This is a genomic window from Montanilutibacter psychrotolerans (assembly GCF_003719825.1).
Lineage (GTDB): Bacteria > Pseudomonadota > Gammaproteobacteria > Xanthomonadales > Xanthomonadaceae > Montanilutibacter > Montanilutibacter psychrotolerans.
Genome location: NZ_RIBS01000001.1, coordinates 148,531 through 169,582, shown reverse-complemented (window position 1 = coordinate 169,582; position 21,052 = coordinate 148,531). Strand labels below are relative to the sequence as shown.

The 21,052-nt window shown below is 67.3% G+C and carries 17 protein-coding genes; 3 read left to right on the top strand and 14 right to left on the bottom strand.

Annotated elements, in window-relative coordinates:
- Window positions 1-64 precede the first annotated feature (64 nt).
- A complete protein-coding gene (locus EER27_RS00670) occupies window positions 65-538 on the top strand; it encodes a hotdog fold domain-containing protein (protein WP_123086106.1) in 474 nt (157 codons plus the stop codon).
- A 70-nt stretch (window positions 539-608) separates the two neighbouring features.
- Here the strand turns inward: EER27_RS00670 and EER27_RS00665 are convergent, their stop codons facing one another.
- From EER27_RS00665 to EER27_RS00655, 3 genes are all read right to left on the bottom strand, one after another.
- The gene (locus EER27_RS00665; protein WP_123086105.1) at window positions 609-962 is read right to left on the bottom strand and encodes a DUF1304 domain-containing protein; all 354 of its coding nucleotides are present in this window, start codon (window positions 960-962) and stop codon (window positions 609-611) included.
- 87 nt (window positions 963-1,049) lie between these two features.
- The gene (locus tag EER27_RS00660; protein WP_123086104.1) at window positions 1,050-1,955 is read right to left on the bottom strand and encodes a metallophosphoesterase; all 906 of its coding nucleotides are present in this window, start codon (window positions 1,953-1,955) and stop codon (window positions 1,050-1,052) included.
- On the bottom strand, window positions 1,952-3,277 hold the full coding sequence (locus EER27_RS00655) for an NTP/NDP exchange transporter (protein WP_223807103.1): 1,326 nt from the start codon (window positions 3,275-3,277) through the stop codon (window positions 1,952-1,954). The genes EER27_RS00660 and EER27_RS00655 overlap by 4 nt, the downstream gene beginning before the upstream one ends.
- Before the next feature lie 144 nt (window positions 3,278-3,421).
- Here EER27_RS00655 and EER27_RS00650 point away from each other — a divergent pair, with 144 nt between their 5' ends.
- Window positions 3,422-5,020, top strand: coding sequence for a GMC family oxidoreductase (locus EER27_RS00650; protein WP_123086103.1), 1,599 nt, complete (start codon window positions 3,422-3,424; stop codon window positions 5,018-5,020).
- A gap of 26 nt (window positions 5,021-5,046) precedes the next feature.
- On the opposite strand, the gene EER27_RS00645 is transcribed toward EER27_RS00650, so the two are convergent.
- The 3 genes from EER27_RS00645 to EER27_RS00635 form a co-directional block, all read right to left on the bottom strand.
- On the bottom strand, window positions 5,047-6,705 hold the full coding sequence (locus EER27_RS00645) for a hypothetical protein (RefSeq protein WP_123086102.1): 1,659 nt from the start codon (window positions 6,703-6,705) through the stop codon (window positions 5,047-5,049).
- A gap of 7 nt (window positions 6,706-6,712) precedes the next feature.
- Entirely contained in the window at window positions 6,713-8,608 is a 1,896-nt protein-coding gene (locus EER27_RS00640; protein ID WP_123086101.1) for a M48 family metallopeptidase, read from the bottom strand.
- Between the two features lie 130 nt (window positions 8,609-8,738).
- A complete protein-coding gene (locus tag EER27_RS00635; protein WP_123086100.1) occupies window positions 8,739-9,335 on the bottom strand; it encodes a LemA family protein in 597 nt (198 codons plus the stop codon).
- Between the two features lie 72 nt (window positions 9,336-9,407).
- On the opposite strand from EER27_RS00635, the gene EER27_RS00630 reads away from it, so the two are divergent.
- A complete protein-coding gene (locus tag EER27_RS00630; RefSeq protein ID WP_223807102.1) occupies window positions 9,408-10,841 on the top strand; it encodes a serine hydrolase domain-containing protein in 1,434 nt (477 codons plus the stop codon).
- A gap of 666 nt (window positions 10,842-11,507) precedes the next feature.
- Here the strand turns inward: EER27_RS00630 and EER27_RS00625 are convergent.
- The 8 genes from EER27_RS00625 to EER27_RS00590 all read right to left on the bottom strand — a co-directional run bounded on the left by EER27_RS00625 (window position 11,508) and on the right by EER27_RS00590 (window position 21,041).
- Entirely contained in the window at window positions 11,508-11,987 is a 480-nt protein-coding gene (locus tag EER27_RS00625; protein ID WP_123086098.1) for a histidine biosynthesis protein HisIE, read from the bottom strand.
- 1,492 nt (window positions 11,988-13,479) lie between these two features.
- Window positions 13,480-13,875, bottom strand: coding sequence for a glycine cleavage system protein GcvH (gcvH, locus tag EER27_RS00620; RefSeq protein WP_123086097.1), 396 nt, complete (start codon window positions 13,873-13,875; stop codon window positions 13,480-13,482).
- Between the two features lie 201 nt (window positions 13,876-14,076).
- On the bottom strand, window positions 14,077-15,198 hold the full coding sequence (gene gcvT, locus EER27_RS00615) for a glycine cleavage system aminomethyltransferase GcvT (RefSeq protein WP_123086096.1): 1,122 nt from the start codon (window positions 15,196-15,198) through the stop codon (window positions 14,077-14,079).
- A 74-nt stretch (window positions 15,199-15,272) separates the two neighbouring features.
- A complete protein-coding gene (locus EER27_RS00610) occupies window positions 15,273-15,683 on the bottom strand; it encodes a hypothetical protein (RefSeq protein WP_148040882.1) in 411 nt (136 codons plus the stop codon).
- 481 nt (window positions 15,684-16,164) lie between these two features.
- The gene (locus EER27_RS00605; RefSeq protein WP_123086094.1) at window positions 16,165-16,605 is read right to left on the bottom strand and encodes an NfeD family protein; all 441 of its coding nucleotides are present in this window, start codon (window positions 16,603-16,605) and stop codon (window positions 16,165-16,167) included.
- A 3-nt stretch (window positions 16,606-16,608) separates the two neighbouring features.
- Window positions 16,609-17,583 (bottom strand): SPFH domain-containing protein, encoded by a 975-nt coding sequence (locus tag EER27_RS00600; RefSeq protein WP_123086093.1) that lies wholly within the window; start codon window positions 17,581-17,583, stop codon window positions 16,609-16,611.
- Between the two features lie 99 nt (window positions 17,584-17,682).
- Entirely contained in the window at window positions 17,683-18,678 is a 996-nt protein-coding gene (locus tag EER27_RS00595) for a DUF6607 family protein (protein WP_223807101.1), read from the bottom strand.
- A gap of 140 nt (window positions 18,679-18,818) precedes the next feature.
- The gene (locus EER27_RS00590) at window positions 18,819-21,041 is read right to left on the bottom strand and encodes a TonB-dependent hemoglobin/transferrin/lactoferrin family receptor (protein ID WP_223807100.1); all 2,223 of its coding nucleotides are present in this window, start codon (window positions 21,039-21,041) and stop codon (window positions 18,819-18,821) included.
- Window positions 21,042-21,052: the final 11 nt, after the last annotated feature.

Here is a 21,052-nt window from a genome sequence, read left to right as displayed (position 1 = left end):
ACGCACACGCATCGACCACCTTCGCGCGGCCCGGGCCCGGGACCGCCCGCCACCAGGAGCACGAATGTCCACGTCCGTCCTGTCCCTTTACCGTCGGCTGACCCGCTGGCCCTGCGGCCGCTGGCTGTTTGCGCGCGCGGTGTGCTTCAAGGCGCCCTACTTCGCCACCATCGCGCCACGTTTTCTCAGTCTTGAACCGGGTCGCTGCGAGGTCGCGATCCGCGACCGCCGGCGTGTCCACAACCACATCGGCACCGTGCACGCGATCGCGTTGTGCAACCTGGCCGAACTCGCCGCCGGGGTGATGACCGACGCGACGATCCCCGCCTCGATGCGCTGGATCCCCAAGGGCATGAGCGTGGAATACCTCAAGAAGGCCACCGGTCCGCTGTGCGGTGTGGCCACGCCGGACATCGCGGTCGTCGAGGCGGCCACCGGCTACGACCTGCCGGTCACCGTGGTGGTCAACGACCGCAGTGGCGAGGCGGTGTTTCGTGCGCGCATCGCGATGTGGGTATCGCCACGCAGCAAGCACTGACGCGCGCTGTACCGCCTGGCACCACGCTCGCCCGGCACCCGGGCCGTCGGCACGGCGTCGACGGCCGGGCTCACCGCACCAGGCAGATCGCCGCGATCGCGGCCAACGCCGGCAGTGCCTGCGCGACGAAGATCCGCCAATTGGTCGTGGCCGCGCCGTAGATCCCGGCAACCACCACGCACCCCAGGAAGAACAGCGCGACGTCTTGCCTGGCGTCGATCCCCGCCCACGCCAGCCCGGCCGCCAGGAAGCCGTTGTAGAGGCCCTGGTTGGCGGCGAGTACCTTCGACATTTCGGCGCGCTCGGCCGTCAGCCGAAAAATTCTCCGGCCCAACGGCCGAGTCCACAGGAACATCTCGAGCACCAGGAAACCCAGGTGCAACGCCGCAACCAGCAAGACCAGCACGGTGGCAAGCATCGGCATGACGGAATCCCCAGCGGAGGTGACCGCATCGTGCACGCGACCATCGACGGCGACAACCGTCGCCCGGCGCAGGTCACGCGGACAGGCTCAACGCGCCGAACGAAGCCGCAGGCGCGATATCTCGGGCGGCACACCGAAACGCACCGGCAGAATGCTGGTGCCGATGCCTGGCGTCACGAACAGGTGGCGGTCATTCCTGACGACGTGGCCGATCGCAAACTCGCTTCTGGCCGGTACCACCAGCCGACCCAGCAACGGCAACGCCACCTGTCCACCGTGCGTGTGTCCGGCCACCAGCAACGACGCGCGGGCGGGCACGTCCGGGAACAACTCGGGATTGTGGGTCAGCGCCAGCACCGGTGCGCCGTCGTCGATTCCGGCAAACGCCTTGCCGATGTCGTGCGGCGCTTCCCAGTAGTCGCCGATTCCGGCAATCCAGAACCGGCATCCACCGAACTGCCAGGCGCGTGCCTGGTCCTCCAGCACCACCACGCCGGCCGACTCGAGCGCACGCCGGACCCGATCGCCGTCCTTCCACCAATCGTGATTGCCCAGCACCGCGACCACCGGCTTTCGCGCGGTGAGCGGCCGCAGGTGGCGGGCGATCGTGTCGGCATCGACGTACGTGCCGAGGAAGACCTCGTGGATCACATAGTCGCCGGCCATCAGCACCATCGGCGCATCGCTGGCGATCAACCGCGACACGACGCGGTCGAGGTTGTCCAGGCCGTTGTGTGGCGAGCCGGTGTGGGTGTCGCTGATCACGTCGACGCGCAGGCCGTCGCAGGACGGGTGCCACTGGGGCAACGCGAGTTCGTGGTCGCGTTCGACCAGCCGACCCGGTTCGATCACGAAGCCCCAGGCGGCGCAGGCCAGGCCCGCCAGGACGGTCGCGCGGAACAGCCACGAAGTCCATCGGCGGAGCCGCGGCCGGGAGGCCGTCACCGCGATCGATTGCAGACCGGCTCCGCCGCCGTCGACGCCGCCGCTCATTTCTCTGTCACCGGTGCGGCATCGGCCGAAGGCTTCGGAGAAACCTGTCGCCAAAGCCGCCAGCCCGCGGTGCCCGAGAACACCGCGGCCAATGCGCTGAGCGCCGCCAACCCGGCCACGCCCACGCCAACTGCGCGCAGGGCGTTCATCGACACGGCCGTGGCCAGATCGCCGAAGCGCCACACCGCCGTATCGACCGCGTTCTTGCCCTTGTAACGCAGGCTGCGCGGCACCGCCGTGTAGAGACTCTCGCGGGCCGGACCCTGCATGCCATACGCCAGGCCGCGACTGACGATCAACGCGATGGCCACCGACGGCATCGCACCGATGAGCGGCGCATGCGGATCGTCCACCGTGGCCACGATCAGCAGCATCGCGGCGCTGACCGCCGCCCACGTCACGATCACCCACCCCGCGCCGTGCCGCACCAGCAGCCAGCGCGTCAAGGTCAGCTGCACGGCGACCTGCAGCAGATTGGTGGCCAGGTCGAGATCGGCAGCGAAGCGCGTGCGCGAGATCGCGTCGGGGAACGTGCTGCCGGAATAGTCAATGATCAACGCGTAGTTGATGCCGCCGATGCAGTCGCCCAGCAGCATCATGGCCGCCATCAGGCGCATGAACGGATCGGAGAACACCTGGCGGATGCCATCCCACGTTCCGCCACCGAGCGCCGTCTCCTGCCCGGCCTCATGGCGGCGCGAACCGTACACCCGCGCCCAGCGCCCCAGCCAAGCCACGCAGGCCAGCGAGACCAACAGAAGCGTCGCCGACACCATCAGCAACGGCGCCACGCCGATCACCTCGACCAGTGAGCGCGTCAACGTCGGCCCGGCCACCGCGCCGGCGGTGCCGCCCAGGGCGATGATCGGAAACAGCCGGCGCGCCTGCGCCTGGTCCCAGATGTCGGTCATGAAGCTCCAGAACACCGACACCACGAAGAGATTGAAGACGCTGATCCACACGAAGAACACCGTACCCAGCGCCTTCGGACTCAACACCGGGTGGGTGAACAGCGGCACGAAGCCGAGCAGGCAGGCGATGAAGAAGCCGTACACCACCGGCACCACCACCCGACGCGGGAAGCGCGCCACCAACCCCGAGAAAACCGGCGTCAGCGCGAGCATGACAACGAACAGGGCCGCATAGAACCACGGCAACTGGGTGGACCCGACCGCGGCGCTGAGTTGGTCGCGGACGGGGCGCACCACGTAGTACGCCGCAAGAACGCAGAAGAAGTACAAGAACGACAGCGCCACGGCGCGCCATTCCCCGTCGCGGATGCGGCGTTCGTCGAGCGGAATTGCCACGGTGCCGGAGGCCAATGGCGTGCTCCAGGAGAAGTGGCGGCACGGTAGCCGATGCGACGCGGTTGACGCCAGCGCGATCGGCATCAGGGTGGATCGAGAGCATATGCTCTAGTCCCGCGACCTAGCGTCGACACCTCGCTGCCGCAGCAGGACCACCCGTTGTACGACTACATCATCATTGGCGCCGGTTCGGCCGGTTGCGTGCTCGCGAACCGGCTGTCCGAAGACCCCGACTGCAAGGTGCTGCTGCTGGAGGCCGGGCCGCGCGACTGGCACCCGCTCATCCACATGCCCGCCGGACTGGCCAAGCTGGTGGGCAAGAAGGGGATCAACTGGGACTACGACACCGCGCCCGAGCCGCAGCTCAACCATCGCACGCTGTGGTGGCCGCGCGGCAAGGTGCTCGGCGGCTCCAGCTCGATCAATGCGATGTGCTACATCCGCGGCGTGGTCGGCGACTACGACGACTGGGTCGCACAGGGTGCCGAAGGTTGGGGTTGGTCGGCGGTGCTGCCCTACTTCAAACGCAGCGAACATAACGGCCGCGGCGGCGACAAGTTGCACGGCGGCCAAGGCCCGCTCAGCGTGTCCGACCTGCGTTACAGCAACCCCCTGTCGCACGCCTTCATCGAGGCCGGCACGCAGGCGGGGTTCGAGGCCAACCGCGACTTCAACGGCCCGACGCAGCAAGGCTTCGGCCTCTACCAGGTCACCCAGAAGAACGGGGCACGCTGCTCCAGCGCCGTCGCCTACCTGCACCCGGTGCGCGAGCGCGCCAACCTGCGCGTCATCACCGGGGCGCAGGTCAACCGGATCACCTTCGCTGCGCCCACGTCCGGTGCACCACGCGCCAATGGCGTGATCCATGCGGTCGGCGGCAAGGCATTCCACGAGCAGGCCGCGCGCGAGGTGCTGCTCTGCGGCGGCGCGATCAACTCACCGCAGCTGCTGATGTTGTCGGGCGTTGGCCCCGCGGAGCAACTCCGCCGACACGGCATCGACATCGTCCACGATGCCGCGCAGGTCGGCGCGAACCTGCAGGACCACCTCGACATCTGCACGCTGCAGCACGCCACGCAGCCCGTTAGCTACGACCGCGCGAGCGAGCTCAAGACGGCGTTCGACTACTTCCTGCGCGGCCATGTCGGTCGCGGCAGCAGCAACATCGCCGAGGCCGGTGCGTTTGTTCGCTCGCGCCTGGCACCCGACGAGCGCGCCGACATCCAGCTGCATTTCGTGCCGGCGATGCTCGATGACCACGGCCGCAACCGGCTCGAGGGCGACGGCTACACCCTGCACGCCTGCTTCCTGCGCCCGCGCAGCCGCGGTCGTGTGTCGCTGGTCAGCGGAAACGCCGGCGACAAGGCCCGCATCGAGGCGAACTACCTCTCCGACGCCGAAGGTTTCGACCTGCGCATGATGGTGGAGTGCGCGAAGCTGTCGCGCGAGCTGTTTGCACAGAAGGCCTTCGACGCCTACCGCGGCGCGCCGATCTACCCCGCGCGCAGCGACCTGGACGACGACGGGCTGGTCGAGTTCATCCGCGCCAAGGCCGAGTCCGTGTACCACCCGGTCGGCACCTGTCGGATGGGCAACGACGAAGCCTCCGTGGTGGACCCGCAACTGCGCGTGCGTGGTGTCGAGGGACTACGCGTCATCGACGCGTCGGTGATGCCAAGCCTGATCGGCGGAAACACCAACGCGCCGACGATGATGATCGCCGAGCGCGCAGCGGACCTGATCGCCGGGCGGCTCTGATCTCGGTGCTTCGAATCTAGTCCCGGTCACTCATCTACGGGAAATTCCAGCGATGCCGAAAACTCCACGAGGCGCTCGTTGGGAACCTTGACGAAAATGGGCCACAGCTCAAGGCCCCCGGTCGGCGTGCGGACGTTGACGTGGAACGCCAGGCACACATGGGTCGCGTCGCCCATGGGGCACTCGGTTCCGTCGTAGGTCAACCGCGAGCCGGGCGGCGGCTCCTTGCCGAGCACGATGTTCATGCCGGACAGCGGGCGGTAATAGTGGTTCACCTTCAAGGTGATCCGGTTGCGTGCGATCCGGGGATCCGCGCGCAAACGCGCCAACAGGGGTGCCATCTCCGGGGCATCGGACGCCTCGACGATGGCGAGCGGCGAACGTCCATCGCGATAGGGCACCGTCGGGTCCGCCCCGCAGTCGAGCAGCAGCATTGCCATCGGAATATTGCGCGTGAAGATCGCCTGGTGCAGCGCATTGCCCATGTTCGAGTCGGAGAGGTCGGGGTTCACGCCCATGTCCAGGAGCCGCCCGATAACCGCGGGCTCCTGTGTCATGACCGCCCAGGCCAACGCAGAGCTCATTGCGGGATCGGATGTACGCTGGACCAGACCCGCCTCCTTCGCCGCGAACAGTGCCGGAAAGGTTGCCGGATGGCTGCCGAGCACGCGCACGTGATCGCTCAGATCCACCCCTGTCGCCCTCAGCGCATCGAGGTAGGGGGTCGCCTTGGCCGTGCAGCGCGGATCGCACAGCGTGCCGGCCTTCACCAGCAGTGCGATTGCATGGAATTTTCGCAGCAAACCGAAGTCGGCGACCTCGCGCGCGCGTTCGGCGTCACGCAGCGCGGCATCGACATCGCGTCGGGTATACAGCCGGAGCCTGGCGCGTAGATGCAGCATCACGGACTGGTCCCAACCTTCGCTCGCGCCGATGGCCCACGTGAAGTACTGCTCGGCTCGATCGAAGTCCTCAAGCGTCGAGTGGAGGTTGCCTAGATGGAACGCAATCCTCGATTCCACCCGCGTATCCACCGGGCCACGAATGCCCTTTTCGAACGCCTCGATGGCCGGCTGCAGGCTCGCACGCCTGGCCGGGGCGGCCTCGGGCCGAATGCCGGTGAATTCCGGCTTGGCGTGCGCCATGTCGACATGCACCTGCCCGAGATTCAAGTACAGCTGCGGATCCTCCGACCCCAGTTGCTGGGCGTGCTGCAGCATCGACAGGCTCGCACCGTAGTCCTTGCGCAGGTACTTCAGGTATCCGTACAGAATCCGGGCGCGAGCGTGGTCCTCGTCCACCAGCAGAACCTGATCGAGCAATGTTTCGGCCCGCGCGATGCGGTCTTCATCCGTGCCCCCCGACGGAAATGTGCCGAGCTTTTGTTCGGTACGTGCCAGTTGGTAAAGCACCTCGGGATGGCGGGGGTGAACGGACTGCAGCTGCAGCAGGTCGTATTCGGCCAACTCCAGGGATTCATCCGCCTCGATGTTTCGCGCTGCGTCGACCAACTTGGCCTGCTGCTCGGGCGTGAGCACATCGCCCGCGAATCCGGCCGGGGGAATTTCGCTGGTGCGAACTTTTGCTGCGGGGACAGCACGGTCCCGCTCATTGGCGACGCAGGAACTCATGCACGACATCAGCATGAGTGCGGCCGCGCACAGGCGCAGCAATCCGTTCTTCATTCTTGGACTACTCGCGTGAAGGTGGAGCCGCCAGGACCGGCGGCAGCGGACAATGCAGCACCCCGCAGATCGTGCGCAACAGCTCGGCTTCGGAAACGCTCACCCGTCCGTCGTGGCTGACCGCCACGGTGACCGCTTCCACCACCCGTTGCTTGGCCATCGGGTCGAGCGCATCCAGCTGCGGCCACACCGTGTCGAGCGCGCGCACGCCCAAGGCCGGCGGCGCATAGTCGATGTGATCGCCCGGCACCGCCCGTTGCAACCCGGCCAGGTAGGCACGTCGGGCCTGCCCGTGATCGGCATGGCCCGCTTCGGCCACCACCGCCAGCAGGGTCGCGACGGCCTCGCGCGCCTGGTGAAGCTTACGTCGGCCAAGGCCGGCATGGCGCCCGGGGTCGAGCGACTCGCGCACCTGCACCGTCAAGAGCCGGCCCAGGCAGTACTCGAACAACGACACCTTGCCGTCAACCTGGACGGCGGCCTGGATGGCATCCATGAAGCGATCCAGTTGCGGGCGCGGGCGCAGGCGCAGCACCGGGAACGCAATCGACGAAAGCGGCAGGCGCAAGCTCGGGTGCAGGTTGGCCAGGTCGTTCTCGTGCAGGCGACGCGCCTGTTGTGCCACGTCCTCGCCCAGCCGCGCGGCAATCTCGATGCATTGCCGTGCGGCGACGCCGGCATCGCGATCGAGCACCAGCGCCAGCAACAGCGATTGCACGGTCTCGCGACCGGTGGCGAGCGTGCGCAACGCGTCGGGCACCCGCGCGATGATCGCGTCGGCACGCCGATAGTCGTCCGCGCCCGGATGGGCGACCTGGCCGACCACCATCGGCGGCGTCAGGTCGTGCTCGCTGCTCGCTGACGGCAGCGCCGAGGCGGGTGCGAAACCGAGCAGCGCATCCTCGTCCAGGCCGTGCGGCGGCTGGGTCAGCCATTGCCGCGACAGCGTCTTCAACTGCGCATCGCCAAAGCTCGGCTCAAGCGCACGGATGCGTTCCAAAAGCGGCGGGTGGGTGGCAAACAGCCCGTGAAAGCCGATGCCGTCGCCGAACAGCATGTGGCTGACTTCCTCGGCGTTGCCGCGTTCATTGAGGCGGGAGCCCTCGTTCAAACCGCCGATCTTCTTCAGCGCACCGGCAAGGCCCGCGGTCTGGCGGGTGAACTGCACCGCCGAGGAATCGGCCAGCCGCTCGCGGCTGCGGCTGACGCCGGCCTTGATCATGCGGCCGAAGAACAGGCCGATGTAGCCGATGACCATCGCCACCAGCGCGGCCACCAGCACCACGCCGACACCCTTGCCATTGCGCCCGCCGAAGCGGCCGTGTTCGAGGATCTTCCGACCGATCAGGCCGATCATGAGGATCCCGAACAGCACCCCGATCAGCCGGATGTTGAGCCGCATGTCGCCGTTGAGGATGTGGCTGAACTCGTGGGCGATCACGCCCTGCAGCTCGTCGCGGTTGAGTCGCTCGAGCGCGCCCCGCGTCACTGCGATCACAGCGTCGGAGGTGGAGTAGCCCGCGGCGAACGCGTTGATGGCCGCTTCGTGCTCGAGCACGTAGATCTTCGGCACCGGCACGCCGGAGGCGATCGCGATCTCCTCCACGACGTTGCGCAGCCGTCGCAGGTCGGTGTCGGTGGTGTTCTCGGCGACCGGAACACCTCCCATCTGCAGCGCGATCGGTTCGCCACCGGCGCCGAGGCTGGAAACGCGGTACAGCGACCCCAGACCGATCACCGCCAGCGTGACCACGCTCGCCAACGCGATTGCGCCGGTACCGCCGCCGGCCAGCGCCACCACGGCATCGACCGCCAGCACGATGCCAAGCACCGCCAGCCCGAACAGCACGATCAGTCGCGCCGACTGACGCCGGGCTGCCGCCTGGTGCTCGAAGAAATTCATCGCCGCATCTCTCCCTGGTGCACGCGGGAGGCAACCCGACGGGCCAGGACCCGCCTTGCCCGAAACGGGCGTCGCCCGCTGTCCTGGCCCGCCGGACCGATCCGCGACCGGCCGTGCGGGGTGGCCGATCTCAGAACTGGACCCTGGGCGCTTCGCGCACCTGCGCGGCCTTGTCGGCCGGAATGTCCAGCAGGGCGGCCTGGGAGAACCGGAAGTTGTTCGCGATGAGGCTGGACGGGAAGACTTCGCAACGGTTGTTGTAGGCCAGCACGCTGTCGTTGTAGGCCTGCCGCGCGAACGCCACCTTGTTTTCGGTGCTGCTCAGCTCTTCGGTGAGCTGGATCATGTTCTCGTTGGCCTTGAGGTCCGGATAGGCCTCGGCCACCGCCAGCAGCCGGCCCAGCGCGCCGTTGAGCTGACCCTGGGCAGCACCCAGCTGAGCCATGGCGGCCGGATCGCCGGGGTTGGCGTGCGCAGCCGAGAGGCCCGACACCGCGGTGGCCCGCGCGGCGATCACCGCCTCGAGCGTTTCGCGCTCGTGCTTGAGGTAGCCCCGCACGGTTTCGACCAGGTTCGGGATCAGGTCGAAGCGGCGCTGAAGTTGGACGTCGATCTGCGCGAATGCGTTCTTATAGGTATTACGAGCCGTGACCAGGCCGTTGTACATGCCCACCAGCCAGAATCCCGCGACTGCCAAAACTGCCAACAGGATCAAGAACATGACCATGATTGCTCCCCCAAGACCTGATTTTCGGCGCTAGAATCGAATACGACCCAGCATACGCAGGCGCTGAGACTGATGAAAGACGACGCGAATCGGCGGTCAAGGACGATCTGGCGGCTTGGTGCCACCGCCGTACTTCTCTCCATGACGCTCGTTTCGGCGGCGCAGACGTCCTTGCGCTGGAATTCGCCGAACACGAACGCCAGCGTGCCACCGCGCACCGCTGCCGGCGCGTACCCGGTCCAGGTGCCGGGAAGCCTGAGTGCCACCCCGTACCGTGCTGCCACCGAGCAGCCGCTGCCCGCCGGCTTCGACGTGCGCCTGTTCGAGGCGATGGCGCAACAGCTCGTCGCCAACCAGCGCATCCCGGGTCTGGCGATGGCGATCGTCCACGACGGTCGTGTGCTCAGCGCGCGCGGCTATGGCGTCACCGACGTCAACGCCGCCGAACCGGTCGACGCACACACCGTATTCCGGCTGGCTTCGTTGTCGAAGGCGTTTGCCGGGACGATGGCCGGCCTGCTGGTCAACGACGGCACCCTGCGCTGGGACAGCAAGCTCACCCAGTACATGCCGAACTTCCAGCTCAGCGATCCCAACGCGGCACGACAGGTCACCGTCGCCGACCTGCTGAGCCACCGGGTGGGATTGCCCCACAACACCTACGACCGCGATCTCGAGAAGTACGTCGACTACCGCACCCTGACCCAACGCCTGTCCAGCACGCCGCTGCAGTGCGCGCCGGGCACCTGCTACAGCTACCAGAACATCGCCTTCAGCCTGATCGGCGACATCGTGTTTGCCGCCACCGGCGACTTCTACAGCCAGGAAGTGCAGCGGCGGCTGTTCAAGCCACTGGGCATGAACGACGCGAGCATCGGCCTGGACGGCATCGAGGGCAGTTCGCGATGGGCGCGCCCGCACGTGCGCCGCGGCGCGGGCTGGATGTCGGTGATGCCCAAGCCGACCTACTACCAGGTCGCGCCCGCGGCCGGCGTCAACGCCAGTGCCAGTGACATGGCGCAATGGCTGCTGGCCCATACCGGTCATCGCCCCGACGTGTTGCCGGCACCGTTGCTGGCCACCCTGCACCAGCCCCTGGTCGACACGCCCAGCGAGACCCGTGGCTCGGCGTGGCGGCGCGAGCGCGTCGGCAGCGCCGGCTATGCGTTGGGTTGGCGCGTTTACGACTATGCCGGCAACCGCCTGGTCTTCCACGGCGGCGCGGTACAGGGCTATCGCGGCGTGGTGGCGATGTTGCCGGGACGCGATCTCGGTGTGGCCATGATGTGGAACAGCGAAAGCGCGCTGCCTTCGGGGTTGCTGCCGACCATCCTCGACCGGGCGATCGGCATCCAGTCCCAACCCTGGCTCGACGTCGATTTCGACGACCCCACGCTCTACGCGCAACTGCGCGGCACCTCGACGGTGCCGGGGTCGCACACCGACGACGAATCCGTCGACCAGCCCGGCAGCACCTCGAGCAAGGCGACCGCCGCACCGTTCTGATCGTCACGGCCCGATCTGCGCGGCCTGATCCGGACGCGCAGCTCTCCTGACGCAACGCCCCGCCCCAAAACGGCGGGGCGTCTGGTTTTCGGGCCCACCTTCCGGCCTCGGGGCATCGGCGCGCTGCGGTTTGCCGGTTTGCCGGTTTGCCGGAAGCACGGTGTCACGCACGTCGAAGCAGCGGCACGCACGCGGCCATGCGCCGACTCGCCCTGGCACCGCGCCGCGGTCGTTGCGCCGGCGCCCAGGACGCGTCGAACGCCGGCGTGGTGTCGGCCGGATGATTGGCTAGAAGAGCGCGCCCGATGGTGCGATGACGAACTCGATGCTGGACCCGACGCTCGGCCACTCGCCGTGTCGAAGCAGGCCCAGCGCTGCCGTGCGCCGAGGCATCCTGTGCCGCGATCGCACGACGGCGCGCTCGGCGGCTGGGCGCCTTGTGCGAGCCTCTTGGAGCTCGCCGTCCTGGGACTTTCCGTCTTAGGAGTTGCCGACTTCGAACCTGCCGGCCTGGAGCTTGCCGGCCTGGAGCTCCCCGTCTTGCGACGTGCGCGTCCATCGGCTCCCGTCTTCGCGCGCAATCTGCACGGCCAAAAAAAAAGCTCTCCCCCCGCCTGGGCTGCGGGGAGAGAGCTGGATTGCAGCGACTACGGTATCGGGCTTGCCTTAGATCATCGGCGCCGGGGTGGCCGGCATCGCGGCCGGAGCGGCCTTCTTCGAGGACTTGCGCGCGGCCTTCTTGGCCGCCGGCTTCTTCGCGGCCGGCTTCTTGGCAGCAGCCTTCTTGGCGGCAGGCTTCTTGACAGCCGACTTCTTGGCGGCCGACTTCTTGGCGGCCTTCTTTACGGTCTTCTTGGCAGCCGCCTTCTTGGCGACCTTCTTCACCGCCTTCTTGGCAGCGGCCTTCTTCACGGTCTTCTTGGCAGCGGCCTTCTTGACGGTCTTCTTGGCAGCAGCCTTCTTGACGGTCTTCTTGGCGGCGGCCTTCTTCACGGTCTTCTTCGCGGCGGCCTTCTTGGCAACCTTCTTCACCGCCTTCTTGGCGGCGGCCTTCTTCACTGTCTTCTTGGCGGCTGCCTTCTTGGCGACCTTCTTCACTGCCTTCTTGGCGGCGGGCTTTTTAGCAGCGGCTTTCTTAACGGCCATGTGATGGCTCCTCGTCAGTGGTCTATCGGGGTGTACAGCCCAGTTCGAAACAATGCCTCCGGCAACTCTCCGGAGGCCAACCGCCGCAAGCGCGATGCGCCGCGGAACGGATGCCAATGACCCATCGCGGCAACGCGACGGGTCGAATCTTCCCGCCTGGCTTCTTTCCGTCCAGGACAGGTTGAAGACGTCGTGCAAACAAAAACCCGATCCGCCAAGGACGAACCGGGTTTCATGGAACAGATGCTTTGCGATATCGCGAGGGAAGCGGGGCCGGCATCCACCGTCATGACAGTCCGGGCGGAGTTCGGTTTTTCGCTTCGCGTTGTCGCGTTCGTTGTGCTCACTCGCGTTCGCAGGAATCGTCTGCTGGGCGAAACCTAATCACGCTTTTTCTGACTGTCAACAAGTCTTCATGACTTTTTGCATGCGCAAACCCGACGACACGCACCACCTGCACCGACACTGCTCCCCCGATACCGGCACGCACGTGGCCATGAAGACTATCCCGCGTGCATCAACAATCCCTGAAACGCTTTGTTTTCAAGGCTTTCAAAAACATGGTCAAAAAATCACCACATTGCGAAAGTCGAGCGGGAACGTTTGAGGACGTGCGCTGCACGGCTATCGCCCCGCTTGAAAATACCTGCGCCGAACAACGCCGATTTCGCGTCGCACAAGTCGATTTGCGCAGAATCTGCGCGCGACTTTCGACGGTGATGCACGCCTCGCGCGTCCACACGAGCGTCACGCGACGGGCCATTGCGGCGATCGATCACGGGCGTCGGGCGCGAGTGCCGAGGGAAACCGCACACCCGAATTCGCGCGAGCCGGCGATGCGCCGGTGCGCGTCGCGGATCCGACACGAGTGTCCGACCGGCTGCTTCGTCGTCGCGATGACCACCCGGCTGTCCTGCGACGACGGAAAATCACCGTGCTCGAAAGCGCCGCGAAACCGCTGCGAAGGTTCGCCAACGATCTCGGACGCACACCGGCGTCGTGCTGTCCGGCAGCGCCTTCATCGCAACGCGGTGCTTGTCGGGCCAGCAGAGCCGTTCGGGCGAAGCCGCTGCGCGCCGTCAGCGTGGCGCCCGCCAGGCGCAGCGCAGCCTGGCCGTGCGTCCATCGCGCGTTGCGTCGTCATTGGCCACGGGCGTTTGCGTCGATGGGCGGCCTGCGGCCCGCGGCGTGCGTGGTGAGGTCCGCAGCCCACGTGATGGCGACCGTGCCGGCAATCCGCGACCGGGTCGGACGGGAGACGCCAACGTGTGGCTCGCGCGCCGCGACGGACCGGCGGACCGGACGTGCTGGCGGCATACACACCGGCCAGCGAAGCCAGCACCGCGCCGCCTGGGACGCCGTCCACGCCCCAACGAAAAACGGGAATGGCCGCGGGAGGTGCGGCGCCTTGCCGCCATCACAAGCCCGGCATGCCGACCCTGCTCTCCCCGTTGCCATTCCCGTCGGATGTCGCCACCCGGTGTTGCGCGACTCAGTGGTCGTCGTCTTCCAGCAGCTCGGCGTAGTCGTCCGGGCCGAGCAGTTCGTTGAGCTGCTCCGGCTCCTCGATGTCGAGGGTGAAGATCCAGCCTTCGCCGTATGCGTCTTCGTTGATGGTTTCGGGCTTGTCGCTCAGCGCGGCGTTGACCGCGGTGACGGTGCCGGTGACCGGTGCGTACACGTCGGAAGCGGCCTTCACCGATTCGACGACCGCGCAGGCGGTACCGGCTTCAATCCGGTCGCCGACGCTGGGCAGCTCGACATACACCAGGTCGCCAAGCAGGCCCTGGGCGTGGTCGGAAATGCCAATCGTGACCTTGCCATCGCCTTCGACGCGGGCCCACTCGTGGGATTTGAGGAACTTCAGGTCGCCGGGGATCTCGCTCATTGTGGGGGCTCCGGTGCTGCGGTGGTCGGGGAAATGGGGCGTTAGTGTAACCAAGGGACGCGTGGGCGGCTCACGTTGCGCAAACAACCGTGGCGTGCTGCCAACGACGCTGGGAGCCGCGTCACGACGCGTTCGCACACGTCCGCGTGCGGTGCCGGCGCAGTCGGAACAGACTGCGCCGGCACGACGGACCGCAACGGCTCAGGCGAGCACGCCATCCTGCGGCTGGCCGTCGCGAACGAACGGGAACTTGACCACGCGCACGGGGATTTCGCGGCCGCGGATGTCCACCCGCACGTTGCCGGCGCTGCCGAGCGGCACGTCGCCGGCCGGTACGCGCGCGAAGGCGATCGCCTTGCCGAGCGTCGGCGAGAAGGTGCCCGACAGGATCTCGCCGTCGCCGTTGGCCGTCACCACCTTCTGGCCGTGGCGCAGCACACCCTTCTCGTCCATCACCAGGCCGATCATCTGGCGCGGTGCGCCGTTGGCCTTCTGCTGCTCGAGCACGTCGCGGCCGATGAAGTCGCGGCCTTCGTCCAGGGCGACCGTCCAGGCCAGCGCCGCTTCGTACGGCGACACGTCGTCGTCCATGTCCTGGCCATACAGGTTCATGCCGGCTTCCAGGCGCAGCGTGTCGCGCGCGCCGAGGCCGGCCGGCTTCACGCCGGCGCCCAGCAGGGCGTTCCACAACGCGACGGCCTGGTTCTCCGGCACGACGATCTCGAAGCCGTCCTCGCCGGTGTAGCCGGTGCGAGCGACGAACAGCTCGACGCCGTCCACAGTCCGCGCATCGCCGGCGACGAACTTGCCGAGCTTGCCGATCCGCGCACGATCGTCTTCACGCAACAGGCCGAGCACCTTCTCGCGCGCGTTCGGACCCTGCACGGCGACCATGCCGAAGTCCGGGCGCTCGGTGACGGTGACGTCGAACGCCCGTGCCTGTTCGCCGATCCACGCCAGGTCCTTCTCGCGCGTCGCGGCATTGACCACCAGGCGGAAGAACTGCTCGGACAGGAAATAGATGATGAGATCGTCGATCACGCCGCCTTGCGGGTTCAGCATCGCGGTGTAGAGCGCCTTGCCGGGCTTTTGCAGCTTGTCCACCGAGTTGGCGACGAGGTGGCGAAGGAAATCGCGCACGCGCTCGCCGCGCAGGTCGACCACCGTCATGTGCGAGACGTCGAACATGCCCGCGTCCTGGCGCACCAGGTGGTGCTCGTCGATCTGCGAGCCATAGTGAATCGGCATGTCCCAGCCACCGAAGTCGACCATCTTGGCGCCGAGGGCGCGGTGGGTATCGTTTAGGACGGTCTTCTGGGTCATGGACGGGCGGCCTGGGTGGGGAAGCCGATGATTATCCCAGATGCATCGGGCCAAACGCCCGGGTACGGATCGGACTATTCGCCGAAGCCTTCGTTGATGCACGCGACGGTCGCCGCGGACACCGTCACGAAGCGGCCGCTGTCGCGTTGCAGGCGCACGGCCCACCGCACGCGCGTGACCATTTCGCCGGCACCACGCGCGTCTACCAGCGCGGCCAGGGCGGCGTCGGGCTTGCGATCGGCTTCGCAGGTACCGATCTGCAATGCCTCGTGTGGACGCATCGACGGCACCGCGATCACATCGGTGACGCGCCATTGCGGCATGTCGTCGACCGGCTCCAGGGCGGCACCCGCATACAGATAGCGGCTGACGCCGAGATCGTCGTCCAGGGTGGCGATGCTGCGTGCGCAGACGCCGCCTTCCTCGTCGGTGGACCCGATGCAGCTGCCCGTGTTGGATCGCAGGCCAGCGGGATACGGTGGCACCGTTCGCCCGGACAATCGCGACCGCAGCGATTCGACGACTGACGACGCCGACGCGCCCGCGATCGGCGTCGCTTCTGGCTGGGGTCGCATGGGAATGCGCAGAAGAGGCCTCGCCGCCGGCGTAGAGGGGCGGTGGAACCGAAGCGACGGCCAACCGGGAATCGGGTCAACCCCGCCAGGCTCGGAGCCGACGGGTTCGCCACGGACGGGTTCGTCCTGCGTGGAAACGCGCTTCGTGGCAGCGTTCGTGGGATCGCGCTCGGCGGAATCTCGCTCAGTGGAAACGCGCTCACTGGAAGCGCGCTCGGTTGAATCGCGCTGCGCGGATTCGCCCTGCGCCGATTGTCCGATCAGGGTCCTGCCCACGGGTGGTGCAGCAACCGCCGCGCCGTGCATCGCGTCGATGGTCGCTCCCGACGCGATCACACAGCCGGCCAGCCAGCGCATGGCGAAGCGGCGGGCTCGCGGCGTGGTGGCCATGTCAGCCGGCGGGCTCGACCCGCAGGTTCATGCCGTCACTGGCAACGATCCTGACCGCCGCACCTGCCGGCAGGTCGGGGCCGGAAACGTTCCAGTACGCGTCGGCGATCTGCACGCGTCCCTGGCCGTTGACGATCGCCTGCTCCAGCGGCACCACCCGCCCGACCAGTTGCTCGACACGCTGGTTGAGCATCGGCTGGTCGCTGGTGCGACCGCGGCCGCGGAACCAGTGGCGGTAGATCTGCACCGACACGAAACTCAACAACACGAAGGCCGTCACCTGTCCGAGCATCGGCACGCCAGGCACCAGCAGCACCATTACGAACACCGCCGTCGCGGCGAAGCCGAGCCACAGCATGAATGCGCCGGGCGCCAAAGTTTCGACCGCAAACAGCAGCAGCGCCACCGCTGCCCAACCCACCGTCTGCCAGTTCCACTGCATCGATCAGCTCCCGGACAACGGTGGCGGGGTGGCGCCGGGCCGTGCCGCGGGCCGCACGGCGGGCGCGTTGCCGAGCGCCTCCCTGGCCAGTTCGGCGATGCCGCCGAGCGAGCCGATCACGCCGGCCGACTCCATCGGCATCATCACAAACTTCTGGTTGGGTGCCTGCGCCAGCGCCTTGAACGCCTCGATGTACTTCTGGGCGACGAAGTAGTTGATCGCCTGCACGTTGCCGTTGGCAATCGCGTCCGACACCAGGGCGGTCGCCTTGGCTTCGGCTTCGGCCAGTCGCTCGCGGGCCTCGGCCTCGCGGAACGCCGCCTCGCGCTTGCCTTCGGCCTCCAGGATCGCCGCCTGCTTCTGACCCTCGGCTTTCAGGATCTCGGCCTGGCGGAAGCCCTCGGCTTCGAGGATGTTGGCGCGCTTTTCACGCTCGGCCTTCATCTGCCGCGCCATCGATTCGACCAGATCGCGCGGTGGAGCGATGTCCTTGAGCTCGATGCGGTTGACCTTGATGCCCCACGGATGGGTGGCCTGGTCGACCGCGACCAGCACCTTGGCGTTGATCTCATCGCGTTTGGACAGCGATTCGTCCAGGTCCATCGAACCGATCGACGTGCGGATGTTGGTCATCACCAGGTTGAGCGTGGCGATCTCCAGCTGCGCCACCTCGTAGGCGGCCTTTGCCGCATCGAGCACCTGGAAGAACACGATGCCGTCGACCTTGACCACCGCATTGTCCTTGGTGATCACGTCCTGGCTGGGAACCTCCAGCACCTGCTCCATCATGTTGATCTTGCGCCCGATGCCCTGGTAGATCGGCACCAGGAAATGCAGACCCGGGGTCAACGTGTGGGTGTACTTTCCGAACGCCTCCACGGTCCATTGGAAGCCTTGCGGCACCATGCGCACCGCCTTGAACAGGACGATGACGCCGGCGACCAGCAACACGAAAGCAAGCATCGATCCAAGACCCATGTCCCCGTCCCCTCTTCTGTGCCTGACCCGAGTATAGGACCACGGCGAGCGGCCGCACGGGGGACGCCCCGTCCACGGCGACGCCCCGGGGCCGCGCCGTCAGCGATCCGCCTGCAGGGCGGCGGTGGGCGACGTCGCCGGTTCCACCCAGGCGGAGAACACCGCGTCGATGGCGGTGTCCGATACCTGCCCACCCTGCTCCACGTCCTGCGCCTGCTCGAACAGCGGAACGATCATCGCCATGCCGTCGACCCGGGTCTTCAGGTGCACGCCGCTTGGCGAGGTCAGCAGGGGCTCCCAGCGTTCACGCACACGCGCCCAGTACGCCTGCGTCGCGGCCCAGTAATCGCGCGCGGGACGGAAGTCGACACCCTCGGACTTGCGGTAGTCGTTGAATCCGAACTCGCGGGTCAGCGCCCGCTGCCGGCCGTTCGGACCGCGCTGCACCTTGGTATTGAACTGTTCGTGGCTCCAGCCTGACGGCGTGACGGTGTGGCGATTGACCACCGACAGCGCGTTGTAATCGCTGCGTCGCGTGTACTCGCGACGCGGCAACGGCCGCCAGGACAGGTCGCTGGTCCAGGTGGACACGCCATCGTCGTGATGCCAGCGACCCGTGCCGCAGTACCGCGGCGCGTCGCTGACTTCGTACACGCATTGCGTCCACGTCCCAGCGGCGGATGCCGCGGGCATGTCGCGCACGCGCCAAGTCTGCTCGTCGCTGAACTCGAAACGCTGGGCGGCCTGCCAGTGCCAGTCCTGCCGCCAGTGCTTGGTGACGTGGCCGCTCTTGGGGTCGACCAGGATGTGCTGCAGCACGATTCTGTCGGGCCGGCCATCGCGGGCGGCGTCCTCGACGACGATCACCGCCTCGTGGCCTCCGCTGCGCAGGGGCGGCTGCCGTTGGTAGGCGGGCTGCAGCGGCACGGTTTCGTCAAACGCGAAGTCGACGGCGTATTCGCCCTGCATCGCGAGGATGGCGGCGCGGTCACGTGCGGGGTCGGCGACCGCGCCGTCGGGCTCGTGCGCGATGGCGGATGCAGGAAAGGCCAGCGCCAAGGCGACGGCGATGGAAAGCGCGGGAAGTATCTTCATGAAGACTCCGGTGGATGTTGGCGGCGCTGGCGGGCGCCGCGGTTGTCGGCGCAGTGGCAATGCCGGTTGGAGGCGATGCCAGTTCGAGGTGGTTAAGTGGCATGACACGGCCTTGTTTCCGCGTCACAACCCGCTGCGCGTCACCAGTTGAACGACACACTCATCGAGACGTTCCGTCCCGGCGCGGTGTAGCGGTCCAGGACCAGGTTGTCGGCGTCCACCGCGGGCACATCGCCCGCGTCGGAGTAGCGTCGATCGGCGAGGTTGAACACGCCCACGGCGACGGTCGCGCCGGGCGCGAAATCCCAATGCGCGAACAGGTCGGCGACGCCGTAGCCGGGCTGGCGGTACAACGCCGGGGCGGAGGCGCGCGCTTTGCGCCCGACGAACCGGCCTGCCAGTTCCACGCCCCAGTCATCGCGGCCGTAGGCAATTCCAGCCGTCGCGGTCAGCGGATCGACCGAGTCCAGCGGCACGTCGTCGCTGCGATTCTCACCGCGCGCGTACGCGGCCGAGCCGCGCAACGACCAGCCCTGCATCCGCGAAGACAGCCCACCCAGTTCAACCCCGGCCTTCAGCTCGATACCGCGGATGCGCGCATCGGCGACATTCTGCGACTGGTAGACCATCAGCCCGGCCGGGTTGAAGCCGACGAAGCGGAAGGACTCGATGAAGTCGTCGTAGCGGTTGTAGTAGCCCGACAGGCTGGCGTGCACGACGTCGCCCGCAAAGCGCAGGCCGGTCTCGATGCCGTCGCTGGTTTCGGGCTTGAGATCCGGATTGGCGATCGCGGTGTAGTTGAACTGCACGTTGGTGAAACCGATATTGACGTCGTTGTACGGCGGCGAGCGGAACCCGTGCGCGTAGCCACCAAACAGCGACCAGCGCGGGGCGAAGTGCCACACCACGCCGAGCTTCGGCGACACGCTGGTCTCGGTGATGCCGCGTACCGCCACGCCGGGATTGTCGCCGGCGAAAATCGCGTCGACCTGGGGCCGCAGGCGGTAGTGGTCCACGCGCACGGCGGGAACCAACCGCACTTCGCCATCGGCAAAGCCGATCTCGTCCTGCAGGTAGGCGGCGGCGTTGGTGGTGGTGCTGAGCGGAAAGTCGCGCACCGGGAACACGTCCGGCAGCATCGCGTCGCTGACCGCGCCGGTGTCCAGGTTGATCACGCGCCCGTCGCGTCCTTGCGAGGTGCGCGTGCGGGAGACGTCGATGCCGTAGCTCAGCGCATGGGCGACGCTGCCGGTGGTGAAAGCCGCATGGGCGTTGGCTTGCAACCCGACCCGTCGCTGTTCGAAATCGAACTCGCGCTCGCGCCGTTCGTTGCGTCCGGTGGCAGTGCGCCGGACCTCCACGGTGTCCTGCCGCGTGCGGCTGTCCTGGCGGTAGATCTGCCAGTCCAGGCTCTCGGCGAAACCGGCGCCGAGCGCATCCATTTCGTGCGTGAACGAGACGCGAGCGCGATGCTGGCGGTCGTCGCCGGTTACCCGCAGGTTGGTGGCGCCGGTCATCGGCTGGAGGCCCTTTGCACTCAGCAGGTCGGTGCGCGCGCGATCCTCGTTGCCTTCGACGGTCAGCCGGAAGCGCTGGTCGGCGGATGGGGAAAACACCAGCTTCGACAACAGGCTTCGCCCGTCGCGGTCCTGGGGATTGGGCGCGGTGCGCCGGGCCCCATCGGCACGATTGTCGCCCTGGTTTTCCGTCTCCCGTCCCTGGCGATGGCCGACGCTGGCCAGACCCGACCACCGCTCGCCACCAACCGCCACCGTGGCGCCACCGAACAGGCCATCCTGACTGCCCTGGTACCCGAGCTTGAAGCCGAAGTACGCGTCCCTGCCCGCTTCCAGAAAGTCGGACGGGTCGCGCGTGGTGAACGACACGATGCCGCCCAGTGCATCCGAGCCATACAGCGAACTCGCCGGCCCACGCACCACTTCCACGCGCTTGAGCGTGTCCAGGTCCACGAAGTTGCGGTTGGCGTTGGAGAAGCTGCCGATGGAAAATGCATCCGATACCGGAATGCCGTCGGTCTGGACCCGGACACGGTTTCCGTCGAGGCCGCGGATGCGGATGCCGCCGATGCCGAACCGGCCGAACCCGGAGGTCACGGTGATGCCGGGTTCGTGGCGGAACAGGTCCTTGAGGTCGCGCACGACGGTCTCGTCCATGCGCTCCCGATCGATCACGTCGACCGTGTTGGGCACGTCGGTCACGGCGCGCCCGGTACGGGTGGCGGTGACGACGATGCGATCGAGTTCTGTTGTCGCGGCGGCGTCGTGGCCGGCGGGCGCGTCATGGGCGAGGACTGCGCCAGGCAGGGCCAGGCACAGGGCAAGGAACAACGGGTTGAAACGCATGGAATGGCTCG